This is a genomic window from Cupriavidus sp. 8B, assembly GCF_054589115.1.
This window is the reverse complement of sequence record NZ_BAAILO010000380.1, coordinates 1-11,352: the sequence shown is the minus strand read 5'-3', so window position 1 is coordinate 11,352 and position 11,352 is coordinate 1. Positions and strand designations below refer to the sequence as shown.

Genomic DNA, 11,352 nt, shown 5'->3' with positions numbered 1-11,352 from the left:
CCGAGCACACCGACGACCGCCAGCAGGCCGGCCTGCTGGTGCGCCCGGACAACCACGACGCCCTCTCGGTCGCCGTGACCGCCACGCCCGTGGTCACCACCACCGGCACCCCCGCCACGCCGCCATCGCTGGAACTGGCGCTGCAATATGGCGACGGCCTCAAGGCCCGCCGCGGCCTGCCGACCCAGCGCAAGGTGCAAACCTGGGCCAAGTCGGCGCTGTACGCCGATGCCACGCTGACCATCCGCTTTGTCGGCGAAGAAGAAGGCCGCAGCCTGAACCGCAGCTACCGCGGCAAGGACTACGCGACCAATGTCCTGACCTTCGCCTATGCCGAGCACGAGTCGGACCCGGTCAGCGGCGATATCGTGCTGTGCTGCCCGGTAGTAGAGCAGGAAGCCCGCGAGCAGAAAAAGCCGCTAGAAGCGCACTATGCGCACCTGATCGTGCACGGCGTGCTGCACGCGCAAGGCTACGAGCACGAGGAAGATGCCGAGGCGGAAGAAATGGAAGCCATCGAAACGGAAACCCTGCAAGCCCTGGGCTTCGCAGATCCGTACCAGGCAGACGGCAACGTCAAAATCAAAATCAAAGACTAGGTGTAGCCGTGATTCCCGCCCGAAGGCGGGAATCACCCCAGCGCGATGCGAAGCGAGCCGTGAAGGTGTGCCAAGGCCGTATGGGGCGCCTTTTTTTGCCTACTTTTTTGGCAAGACAAAAAAGTAGGTCGCCGCCCCGCAGGGGTGGTGAAACTGCAGTTGCAGTTGCAGTTGCAGTTGCCCTTGACGTTAAGCCGTTGCAGTTGCAGTTTCAAACACAGCCAAACCTCCCCCCGTCACCCCCAAGTCACAGCCCCCAAACCCTTTTAGTGTATCCTTCAACCGATATCCACCCCGCGCTCGTCGCGCCATGAACGACCCTTATCCCAGTTCGAAGTCAGCCGACCGTCCCCGATCCCTGCTCGAACGGCTCTCGGATTTCATCTCTCCCGAGCCCGACTCCCGTGCCGAATTGCTTGAGGTGCTCCAGGATGCGCATGCGCGCAACCTGATCGACGCCGACTCGCTTTCCATGATCGAAGGCGTGTTCCAGGTATCCGAACTTACCGCGCGCGACATCATGGTCCCCCGTGGCCAGATGGACACCGTCAATATCGCCGACGCGCCGGAGAGCTTCATTCCCTTCATGCGGCAGACAGCGCACTCGCGCTTTCCGGTCTATGAGGGCAGCCGCGACAACATCATCGGCATCCTGCTCGCCAAGGACCTCCTGCGGTATTACACCGACGAAGAGTTCGACCTGCGCGAGACGTTGCGCCCGGCGGTGTTCATTCCCGAGTCCAAGCGCCTCAATATCCTGTTGCGCGACTTCCGCATCAACCGCAACCACATCGCCATGGTGGTGGACGAGTACGGCGGCATCGCCGGCCTGGTCACCATCGAGGACGTGCTGGAGCAGATCGTGGGCGACATCGAGGACGAGTTCGATCTCGACGAAGACCATGACAACATCTTGCAACTGCCCGATGGCAGCTGGCGCGTGCATGGACTGACCGAGATCGAGCAGTTCAACGAAACCTTCGGCACGCAATTCTCGGATCACGACGTCGATACCGTGGGCGGCTTGCTGAGCAACCACCTAGGCCATGTGCCGCATCGCGGCGAAGTAGTGGTGCTGCCGCCGATGCGCTTCGAAGTCCTGCGCGCCGACGCCCGGCAGGCACACCTGCTGCTGGTGCGCCGCGAGACTCCTCTCACCGCACCCGACATGGACGGCGCATGAGGCGCGTGCTCCAGGCATGGTCCGGCGCCGCCAGCGCCGGACGCGACGACGCGCGCGGCGTGAGCCTGCCCCGCTTGGTTCTGGCTGCCGTGCTGGGCGTGGCCCATACCCAGGCCTACGCGCCGCACACATGGTGGTGGCTGCAACTGCTGTCGCTGGCGGGGCTGGTGGCACTGGTCGCCGATGCGCCGCGCACCCGTGGCGCGGCCGCTACCGGCTACGCCTTCGGCCTCGGCTGGTTCCTCTCCGGCATCTGGTGGCTCTATATCAGCATGCACGTCTATGGCGAGATGCCAGCGTGGATGGCATTGCTTGCCGTGCTGCTGTTCGCCGCCTTCCTCTCCCTCTATCCGGCGCTGGCCGCAGCCACCTGGCACTGGCTGACTGCCCGCCGTACGCGGACAACCTCACTGACGCTGCTCGCGCCGCTCGCCTTTGGCGCGGCCTGGGGGCTGTCGGAATGGCTGCGCGGCGTGGTCTTCACTGGCTTTCCCTGGCTGTCGAGCGGCTACGCCCATACCGATGGCCCGCTGGCCGGCTTTGCGCCGCTGGTGGGCGTCTATGGCATTGGCGCGCTGGCCGCGACGGTGGCTGCGTTGCTGGTGGCCGCCGTACGCGGCTTTGGCCGTGGCGGCGCCAACCCGCGCGGCATGCGTGCCGGCATGCTCGCCCTGGCGGCGGCCGTGGCGCTGCCGCTGGCCGGCGCCGCGCTGGTGCCGATCGCCTGGACCACGCCTGCCGGCAAGCCCATTTCGGTGCGGCTGCTGCAAGGCAACGTGGCGCAGGACATCAAGTTCGAGCCGGCCGGCGTGCAGCGCTCGCTCGAGCTGTACCGCGACCTGATCACGGCCGCCCCTGCCGACCTGGTGGTAACGCCCGAGACCGCATTCCCGGTGATCCTGCAGGACCTGCCGGTGGACATCGCCATCGCGGTGCGCGACTTCACCGTGGCAAGCGGCACCACCGTGCTGTTCGGTGCAGCCGGCGCGGACTCGCCAGTCGATTTCACCAACAGTGTCTTTGGCCTGGGCCCGTTGACCGAACGGCTGTACCGCTACGACAAGCACCACCTGGTGCCGTTCGGCGAGTTCATTCCCTTCGGCTTCCATTGGTTCGTGGACATGATGAAGATGCCGCTAGGGGATTTCCGCCGCGGCGGGCTGGACCAGACGCCGCTGCCGGTGCGCGGCATCATGGTGGCGCCCAACATCTGCTACGAGGATCTGTTCGGCGAGGAAATCGCCGAGACCCTGCGCAGCCAGAAGGTGCCGGCCAATATCCTGGCCAACGTGACCAACCTGGCGTGGTTCGGCGACACCATCGCGCTGGACCAGCACCTGCAGATCTCGCGCATGCGCGCGCTGGAAACGCGCAGGCCGATGCTGCGTTCGACCAATACCGGCATGACGGCCGTGGTGACGCCGGACGGCGTGGTGGCGGGACAACTGCCGACCTTCACCATCGGCACGCTCACCGCCAATGTGCAGGGCACGCAGGGATTCACCCCCTACGTGCGGTGGGGCAATATGCCGGCGCTGGCGGCATGCCTGCTGGTGCTGGCACTGGCGGCCTGGCGCCGCCGCCAGCCGGGCTGACGGCGGCCGGGCCAGTCGTCAGGCAGACGCCCCCGCTGCTACCGATAGCAAGGCGACGGCAATCATCACGACGATGGCAACGAGATAGGGCTTGCGAGAAAGTAGCGACATGACCGGTGTCCCCGTAACTGGATTGATTCAAACGGTTGCGGCTGTTATGCACAGCTCTGCCTAATACTGTATACAAAAACGCTAACGACCAGTATCCGGCAAGCCTTTAGCTCCCTTCGGTGTTTACCCGATTCGTTGCAAAACGCCGACACCACATGCCAGCCCCGCGGGCGGGATTGGACGCACTGACCCATGCAAGGGCCGTGCCGATGGCTGGCGGCGGCAAAAAAACCGATAGAATTCGGGGTTTGGCACGATCTTCGTGAGGCGCTGCGGCAACTTTGCCGCCACGCCGTCCGCCCTTGCTTGCTGGCCTGCGTGCAGGCCCTTACTAGTCTTCGCCTATGCTGACCTTCCAACAAATGATCCTCACCCTGCAGGCCTACTGGGACCGGCAGGGTTGTGCACTCTTGCAACCTATCGATCTGGAGGTCGGCGCCGGCACCTCGCACGTGCATACCTTCCTGCGCGCGATCGGCCCGGAACCGTGGCGAGCCGCCTATGTGCAGCCGTCGCGCCGCCCCAAGGACGGGCGCTATGGCGAGAACCCCAACCGCCTGCAGCACTACTACCAGTACCAGGTGGTGCTCAAGCCCGCACCCGAGAACATCCTGGAGCTGTACCTCGGCTCGCTGGAAGCGCTGGGCCTGGACCTCAAGCAGAACGACATCCGCTTTGTCGAGGACGACTGGGAGAACCCCACACTAGGCGCCTGGGGCCTGGGCTGGGAAGTCTGGCTCAACGGCATGGAAGTCACGCAGTTCACCTACTTCCAGCAAGTCGGCGGCATCGACTGCAAGCCCATCACCGGCGAGATCACCTACGGCATCGAGCGCCTGGCGATGTACCTGCAGAAGGTCGAGAACATCTATGACCTGGTGTGGACCGAGTGGGAAGAAAACGGCAAGACCCGCCGCCTGACCTACGGCGACGTCTATCACCAGAACGAAGTGGAGCAATCCACCTACAACTTCGAGCAGAGCAACACCGAGATCCTGTTCCGCCACTTCGCGGAACACGAGGCGGAGGCCAAGCGCCTCATGGGCGCGGCCGAGGCCAAGCCGGATGCCGCCCAAGCCGGGGAGGCCGCACCGGCGGACGCCGCCAAGCGCCTGCCGCTGCCCGCCTACGAGCAACTGCTCAAGGCCGCCCACACCTTCAACCTGCTGGACGCGCGCGGCGCGATCTCGGTCACCGAGCGCGCGGCCTACATCGGCCGCATCCGCAACCTGTCGCGGCTGGTGGCCCAGGCCTACTACGACTCGCGCGAGTCGCTCGGCTTCCCGATGTGCGAGCGCGAGGCCACCGCATGACCAGCACGGCGCGCAGCGCGCTATGCCGAGGCGCTGCCCTGGCGCTGCTGGCCCTGGGGGCGCATGGCGCCGCCCAGGCCACCGCGTCCATGCCGAGCCCTCAGGTGCTATACCTGCCGGCCGACCTGTCCAATGTGTGCGAGGCCAATCCGCAGGCCTTGCAGCAGGCGATCGACCGGCACTGGCATGGTGCTTTCGGCCCGAACAACTCGCTGGACCAATGGACGCAGCTGGTGCGCACGTTCTCGTGCGATCTGTCGGGCTCCAAGGACCTGGGCTGGCACCGCGTGCCGCTGCGCGCCTATGAAAGCGCGATCCGCTACCCACTCTCGTGGGTCGAGACCGAGACCGTCAACGGGCGGGTGCGCAGGCAGATCAAGACGTATTACTCGGCCGCGCAGCTGCCGCCCAAGATCGATTTCTGGGTGAGCGGCCGCATCGACGAGATCCGCTACGACAAGCGGCTGCGCCGCCTCGATGCCCGCTTCTTCGCGCCCCGTCCCGCCGCTGGCGGCCGTGGCAGCAGCGCAAGCAATGGCACCAACGCAGACACGCAGTGCGTAGCAACCACGCTGCAATTCCGCCAGCAAAACGGCCTGTGGCTGTTATCCGGCGTAGAACCTACTATTGCACCGCGCTGCTAAAGCGCAGCGCGTGCCACAACTTGTTGGAAACGATTCATGTCGCAACTCCTGACCGATTCGAACGATACGCTGCTGATCGAACTGTTCACTGAAGAGCTGCCGCCCAAGGCGCTGGCACGCCTGGGCGACGCCTTCGCGCAGGGCCTCTTCGCTGGCCTCTCCGAGCGTGGCCTGGTAGGTGACGGCGCGGCAGTGACCGCGTTCGCCACGCCGCGCCGGCTGGCCGCGCTGGTCACCAAGGTGCGCCGCAGCGCGCCCGACCGCGAGCAGCGCGAAAAAGTGCTGCCCCTGACGGTGGCGCTGGACGCCAGCGGCCAGCCCACCGCCCCGCTGGCCAAGAAGCTGGCCGCACTGGCTAAATCGGTGGGCGTCGAGGCGATCGACTGGCAAACCCTGGAGCGCGCCTCCGACGGCAAGGCCGATGCCTTCTTCTACTGCTACACCGCGCGCGGCGCCGAACTGGGCGCCGGGCTGCAGGCAGCACTGGACGACACCATCGCCAGGCTGCCCATCCCCAAGGTGATGAGCTACCAGCGCCCGGACGGCAGCACGGTGCAATTCGTGCGCCCCGCGCACGGTTTGATTGCACTGCTTGGCACCGAGGTGGTGCCGGTCAGCGTGCTGGGGCTGCAGGCGGGCCGGACCACGCGCGGCCACCGCTTCCTGTCGAGCGGCGAGATCGAGATCGCACACCCAGGCGAATACGCCGCCGTGCTGGAATCGCAAGGCCGCGTGCTGGCCAGCTACGCAGATCGCCGCGAACGCATCCGTACCGCGCTGCTGGAGCAGGCGGGCGCCGACCAGGTCGTGATGCCCGATGCCCTGCTCGACGAAGTCAACTCGCTGGTGGAATGGCCGGTGGTCTATCCGTGCCACTTCGAGGAAGTCTTCCTCGAAGTGCCGCAGGAATGCCTGATCCTGACCATGCAGACCAACCAGAAATACTTCGCGCTGACCGATGCCGCCGGCCACCTGCGCAACCGCTTCCTGGTGGTCTCCAACCTGGCCACCGATACGCCGGAGTCCATCATCAGCGGCAACGAGCGCGTGGTGCGCCCGCGCCTGGCCGATGCCAAGTTCTTCTTCGACCAGGATCGCAAGAAGACCCTCGCCTCGCGCGTGCCGCAACTGGCCAACGTGGTCTATCACAACAAGATCGGCACGCAGCTGGACCGCGTGCAGCGCCTGCAGCAGATCGCCGGCCACATCGCCGACGCGCTCGGCGCGGCCGGCATCGCCGTGGAAAAGGCGGCTGCCATGCGTGGCGCCGAGCTCGCCAAGGCCGACCTGCTGACCGACATGGTGGGCGAGTTCCCGGAACTGCAAGGCACCATGGGCACGTACTACGCGCGTCACGACGATGAGGCGGAAAGCGTGGCACTGGCGTGCTCCGAGCACTACCGCCCGCGCTTTGCCGGCGACGCCCTGCCGGATGGCCCGGTGAGCCTGGCCGTGGCGCTGGCCGACAAACTGGAAACGCTGGTCGGCATCTGGGGCATCGGCCTGTCGCCTACCGGCGAGAAGGACCCGTTTGCGCTGCGCCGCCACGCGCTCGGCATCCTGCGCATGCTGGTCGAGACCCCGCTGCCACTGTCGATCGACGCGCTCTTGGAACTCACCCAGCAGGCCTTCACCGGCATTGCCGCGGTCAAGCCCGCGCAAGCCGCGATTGCCGATTTCCTGTACGACCGCCTGCGCGGCTACCTGAAGGACAAGGGCTACACCACCCATGAAGTGGAAGCCGTGGTGAGCCTGCGCCCGCAGCGCCTGGACGACATCCTGGCCCGCCTGGAAGCCGTGCGCACCTTTGCCGCCCTGCCCCAGGCCGAGGCGCTGGCCGCCGCCAACAAGCGCATCACCAACATCCTGCGCAAGAACACGGACCCGATCGGCACGGTGCAGCCGGCCCTGCTGCAGGAAGCCGCTGAAAGCGCGCTGCACAAGGCGGTGGAAAGTGTGCGTCCGCAAGTGGATGCCGCCTTCGCCAACGGCGACTTCGCCACCGCGCTGCGCGACCTGGCACAGCTGCGCGAGGCGGTCGACCAGTTCTTCAACGATGTCATGGTGATGGCCGAAGATCCGCAGCTGCGCGCCAACCGGCTCGCGTTGCTGGCCTCGCTGCACGTGCTGGCCAATCGCGTGGCCGACATCTCCAAGCTGGCCGCGTAAGCGGCCAAGCACCCACCGGGAAGCCATCATGCCGCAGACACCGCCCAAGCTTGTCGTGCTCGATCGCGACGGGGTCGTCAACCTCGACAGCGACCAGTTCATCAAGACGCCGGATGAATGGATCCCCATCGATGGCAGCCTGGAAGCGATCGCCGCGCTCAACCAGGCCGGCTATCGCGTGGTGATCGTCAGCAACCAGTCCGGCATCGGCCGCGGCCTGTTCGAGATGAGCGCGCTCAACGCCATGCACGAGAAGATGCACAAGGCGCTGGCCAATCTCGGCGGGCGCGTTGACGCGGTCTTCTTCTGCCCGCATACGGCGGCGGACGGCTGCGATTGCCGCAAGCCCAAGCCCGGCATGCTCGAACAACTGGCAGAGCGCTTCGGCGTAGAGCTCAAGGGCGTGCCGCTGGTAGGCGACTCCCTGCGCGACCTCGAAGCGGGGCTGGCGGTGGGCTGCGCCCCGCACCTGGTGCTGACCGGCAAAGGCTCCAAGACCGAGAAAAAGGGCGGCCTGCCGCCCGGCACGCTGATCCACGACGACCTGCGCGCCTTTGCACGCTGGCTGCTCACCGGCGATGGCGCCCCGCGCCAGGCCGGCTCCTGAACCCAACTCCCGCACCGATGATTTTTCTCCGCTCCTTGCTGTTCGCGTTGTTCCTCCTGGTACTGACGCCGCCCTATGCCTGTGCGTGCTTCATCGTCTTTCCGTTCATGAACGCGGAGCGCCGCTACCGCTTCGTGCGTGGCTGGCCGCGGCTGGTGACCGGCGCGGCCGCGCTGATCTGCGGCATCCGCTACCGCTATGAAGGCCGCGAGCATTTCGATGCCATGCTCGACAAGCCGGTGGTGGTGCTGTCCAAGCACCAGTCGGCGTGGGAAACCGTGGCCTACCTGGCCACCATGCCCAAACCGATGTGCTTCGTGTTCAAGCGCGAACTGTTGATGGTGCCCTTCTTCGGCTGGGCGCTGGGCATGCTCAAGATGGTGCACATCAACCGCAAGGAAGGCACCCGCGCCTTCGCCTCGGCCGTGCGCCAGGGCCGCGAGCGGCTGGCCGAAGGCGCCTGGATCATCATGTTCCCGGAAGGCACGCGCACGCGCTCCGGCCTGGAGAAGACGCGCTACAAGAGCGGCGGCGCCCGCCTTGCGGTAGAGACCGGCGCATGGGTGATCCCGATGGCCGTCAACTCCGGCCGCCTGTGGCCGCGCAACTCGTTTCTCAAGTATCCGGGCCTGATCACGGTCTCCGTCGGCGCGCCGATTTCGTCGGCGAACAAGACGGCGGATCAGGTCAACCAGGAGGTTGAGGCGTGGATCGAACAAGATATGCGTAGAATCGACGCCGAGAGCTACCGGAGCAAAACGCCCGCATGAAATTGCTGCGCCCGTCCCCCGACTCCCCCGGTTCCCAGATGGAGCTGCCGCTGTCCGACGCCCTTGCGGGCGAGGACAGGGCGCCCGGCATGGTGCCAGGCGGATTGGCGCCGGTGGTGCAGCCCATCTCTCCGACTGCGCAGCCCTGGCCCCAGCCGCAGCCCAATGCACGGCGGCTGCTGGTAGGCGAGCGCGCCGTGCATTACACGCTCAAGCGCTCGTCGCGCCGTACCATCGGTTTCACCGTGGACGACCGCGGCCTGTCCATCACGGCGCCGCGCTGGGTCACGCTGGCCGACATCGAGTCGGCCATTCTGGAAAAGCAGCGCTGGATCTTCAACAAGCTGGGCGAATGGCAGCACCGCGAAGCCCGCCGCGTGCTGCCCACCGTGCAATGGCGCGAAGGCGCCAGCCTGCCCTTCCTGGGCAAGCCCATCACGCTGCAGCTGGAGTCTCCCGCCGGCGTGCTGCTGTTCGATGCCGACACGCGCATCCTGCATCTCGCGCTGCCCGCGCACGCGGACGAGCAGCAGATCAAGGACCGCGTGCAAGGCTGGCTGCAGCACCAGGCACGGCGCCTGCTGGCGCAGCGGCTCGATATCTACGCGGAAAAGCTCGGCGTGCGGCATAGCGCGTTCGCGCTGACCTCCGCCGCCACGCGCTGGGGCAGTTGCACCGCCGACGGCAAGATCCGCCTGAACTGGCGATTGATGCATTTTCCGCTGTCGATGATCGACTACGTGGCCGCCCATGAGCTGGCGCATCTCAAGGAGATGAACCACAGCCCGAGGTTCTGGGATACGGTGGCGTCGATCTTTCCGGAGTTCCGGGATGCCCGCGCGCAATTGCGGGCCCACCCGCCCGAGTTGCTGCCCACGTTCTAGGCTGGGCCCTTGATTTAAAACGGGAAAATGGCACGCCTGTGCCAAGGCAAACCCATTGCTTCCATCCCGTTTAAAATATCCGGCCTATCCCAAAACAAAATCAGGCCTCTCCCAAAATGCGACTCCTTCACACCATGCTCCGCGTCGGCGACCTGCAACGCTCGATCGACTTCTACACCCGCATCCTCGGCATGCAACTGCTGCGCGAGAGCGACAACACCGAATACAAATACCGCCTCGCCTTCGTCGGCTACGGCCCGGAATCCGAAACCGCCGTGCTCGAGCTGACCTATAACTACGGCGTGGAAAAGTACGAGATGGGCACCGCCTACGGCCATATCGCGCTGGAAACCGATAACGCGGCAGCCACCTGCGAGCGTATCCGCGCCGCCGGCGGCAACGTCGTGCGCGAAGCCGGCCCGGTCAAGGGCGGCACCACCGTGATCGCCTTCGTTGAAGACCCGGACGGCTACAAGATCGAGCTGATCGAGCGCAATTCCACGCGCGACGCCGGCCGTCCTTGAGGTGAGCGCACTGTCGCCAAGCCGGCGCCCGCTCGACGGCACGGCCGTCACGCTGATGGTGGTGCTGTGCCTGGCCTGGGGACTGCAGCAAGTGGTCATCAAGGCGACCGCGCCGCTGATGGGCGCGGTGCTGCAGGCCGGCGTGCGCTCTGCCGTGGGGGCGCTGCTGGTGTTCGGCTTTGCCGCCTGGCGCCGCACGCCGCTGTGGCAACACGACGGCACGCTGGGCGCCGGGCTGCTGGCTGGCTTGCTGTTCGGCGCCGAGTTCTTCTGCATCTTCGTCGGGCTCGGCCACACCACCGCTTCACGCATGGCGGTGTTTCTCTACACCGCTCCCATCTTTACCGCCCTCGGCCTGCATCTGAGCGTCGCCGGCGAACGTCTGCGGCGCGGGCAATGGCTGGGCGTCGGGCTGGCCTTCTGCGGGATGGCGCTGGCCTTTGCCGATGGCATCACCGCGCCGGCCGCGCATGGCGGCAGCACATTGCTGGGCGATGCGCTGGGGATCCTTGCCGGCTTCCTGTGGGCCGCCACCACGGTGGTGGTGCGCGCCAGCCGGCTGGCTTCGGCAGCGCCCAGCAAGACGCTGCTCTATCAACTTGCGGTGTCGGCGGTGATGCTGCTGGCCATGGCGCTTGCAGCCGGCCAGCATGTGCATGCGCGCGTCGATGGCATGGTGGTAGCCAGCCTGTTCTACCAGTCGGTGCTAATTGCGTTCGCCAGCTATCTGACGTGGTTCTGGCTGCTGCGTCAGTACCTGGCGTCGCGCTTGTCGGTGTTTTCGTTTCTGACGCCGCTGTTCGGGGTGGCGTTTGGCGTGGTGCTGATGCATGACGCTGTTGGCATGCGGTTTGCGATTGCTGCGGTGCTGGTGTTGGGGGGGATTGTGTTGGTGAATCGGCGGGATTGAAGGGAGGGGGGGGTGGCCGCAACTGCAACTGCAACTGCAACTG

General features: G+C 66.1%; 11 protein-coding genes. All 11 read left to right on the top strand.

Annotation, left to right across the window (positions count from 1 at the left end; genetic code table 11):
• A partial coding sequence (gene ybeY / locus ACYP5B_RS35105; RefSeq protein ID WP_459572733.1) for an rRNA maturation RNase YbeY occupies window positions 1–599 on the top strand: 599 nt, incomplete at its 5' end.
• 310 nt (window positions 600–909) lie between these two features.
• A complete protein-coding gene (locus ACYP5B_RS35100) occupies window positions 910–1,782 on the top strand; it encodes an HlyC/CorC family transporter (RefSeq protein ID WP_400095767.1) in 873 nt (290 codons plus the stop codon).
• Window positions 1,779–3,377, top strand: a complete 1,599-nt coding sequence (lnt, locus tag ACYP5B_RS35095) for an apolipoprotein N-acyltransferase (protein WP_459572732.1) — start codon at window positions 1,779–1,781, stop codon at window positions 3,375–3,377. The genes ACYP5B_RS35100 and lnt overlap by 4 nt, the downstream gene beginning before the upstream one ends.
• Before the next feature lie 455 nt (window positions 3,378–3,832).
• Window positions 3,833–4,801, top strand: a complete 969-nt coding sequence (glyQ, locus tag ACYP5B_RS35090; RefSeq protein WP_400095769.1) for a glycine--tRNA ligase subunit alpha — start codon at window positions 3,833–3,835, stop codon at window positions 4,799–4,801.
• The gene (locus ACYP5B_RS35085; RefSeq protein ID WP_459572731.1) at window positions 4,798–5,445 is read left to right on the top strand and encodes a hypothetical protein; all 648 of its coding nucleotides are present in this window, start codon (window positions 4,798–4,800) and stop codon (window positions 5,443–5,445) included. Before glyQ ends, ACYP5B_RS35085 begins: the two co-directional genes overlap by 4 nt.
• A 36-nt stretch (window positions 5,446–5,481) precedes the next feature.
• Window positions 5,482–7,614 (top strand): glycine--tRNA ligase subunit beta, encoded by a 2,133-nt coding sequence (glyS, locus tag ACYP5B_RS35080; protein ID WP_400095772.1) that lies wholly within the window; start codon window positions 5,482–5,484, stop codon window positions 7,612–7,614.
• A 28-nt stretch (window positions 7,615–7,642) separates the two neighbouring features.
• Window positions 7,643–8,221 (top strand): D-glycero-beta-D-manno-heptose 1,7-bisphosphate 7-phosphatase, encoded by a 579-nt coding sequence (gene gmhB, locus ACYP5B_RS35075; RefSeq protein ID WP_459572730.1) that lies wholly within the window; start codon window positions 7,643–7,645, stop codon window positions 8,219–8,221.
• Window positions 8,222–8,238: 17 nt separating this feature from the next.
• Window positions 8,239–8,991 (top strand): lysophospholipid acyltransferase family protein, encoded by a 753-nt coding sequence (locus ACYP5B_RS35070; RefSeq protein ID WP_459572729.1) that lies wholly within the window; start codon window positions 8,239–8,241, stop codon window positions 8,989–8,991.
• Window positions 8,988–9,875, top strand: a complete 888-nt coding sequence (locus ACYP5B_RS35065; RefSeq protein WP_400095776.1) for a M48 family metallopeptidase — start codon at window positions 8,988–8,990, stop codon at window positions 9,873–9,875. The genes ACYP5B_RS35070 and ACYP5B_RS35065 overlap by 4 nt, the downstream gene beginning before the upstream one ends.
• 116 nt (window positions 9,876–9,991) lie before the next feature.
• Complete coding sequence (gene gloA, locus ACYP5B_RS35060) at window positions 9,992–10,399, top strand: lactoylglutathione lyase (protein WP_267605537.1); 408 nt, start codon at window positions 9,992–9,994, stop codon at window positions 10,397–10,399.
• Window positions 10,400–10,454: 55 nt separating this feature from the next.
• Complete coding sequence (locus ACYP5B_RS35055) at window positions 10,455–11,309, top strand: DMT family transporter (RefSeq protein WP_459572777.1); 855 nt, start codon at window positions 10,455–10,457, stop codon at window positions 11,307–11,309.
• Window positions 11,310–11,352: the final 43 nt, after the last annotated feature.

What these genes read in the sequence shown, in the direction of transcription:
- ACYP5B_RS35100 (WP_400095767.1), top strand. Translation starts at nt 910, where the DNA reads ATGAACGACCCTTATCCCAGTTCGAAGTCAGCCGACCGTCCCCGATCC.
- lnt (WP_459572732.1), top strand. Translation starts at nt 1,779, where the DNA reads ATGAGGCGCGTGCTCCAGGCATGGTCCGGCGCCGCCAGCGCCGGACGC.
- glyQ (WP_400095769.1), top strand. Translation starts at nt 3,833, where the DNA reads ATGCTGACCTTCCAACAAATGATCCTCACCCTGCAGGCCTACTGGGAC.
- ACYP5B_RS35085 (WP_459572731.1), top strand. Translation starts at nt 4,798, where the DNA reads ATGACCAGCACGGCGCGCAGCGCGCTATGCCGAGGCGCTGCCCTGGCG.
- glyS (WP_400095772.1), top strand. Translation starts at nt 5,482, where the DNA reads ATGTCGCAACTCCTGACCGATTCGAACGATACGCTGCTGATCGAACTG.
- gmhB (WP_459572730.1), top strand. Translation starts at nt 7,643, where the DNA reads ATGCCGCAGACACCGCCCAAGCTTGTCGTGCTCGATCGCGACGGGGTC.
- ACYP5B_RS35070 (WP_459572729.1), top strand. Translation starts at nt 8,239, where the DNA reads ATGATTTTTCTCCGCTCCTTGCTGTTCGCGTTGTTCCTCCTGGTACTG.
- ACYP5B_RS35065 (WP_400095776.1), top strand. Translation starts at nt 8,988, where the DNA reads ATGAAATTGCTGCGCCCGTCCCCCGACTCCCCCGGTTCCCAGATGGAG.
- gloA (WP_267605537.1), top strand. Translation starts at nt 9,992, where the DNA reads ATGCGACTCCTTCACACCATGCTCCGCGTCGGCGACCTGCAACGCTCG.
- ACYP5B_RS35055 (WP_459572777.1), top strand. Translation starts at nt 10,455, where the DNA reads ATGGTGGTGCTGTGCCTGGCCTGGGGACTGCAGCAAGTGGTCATCAAG.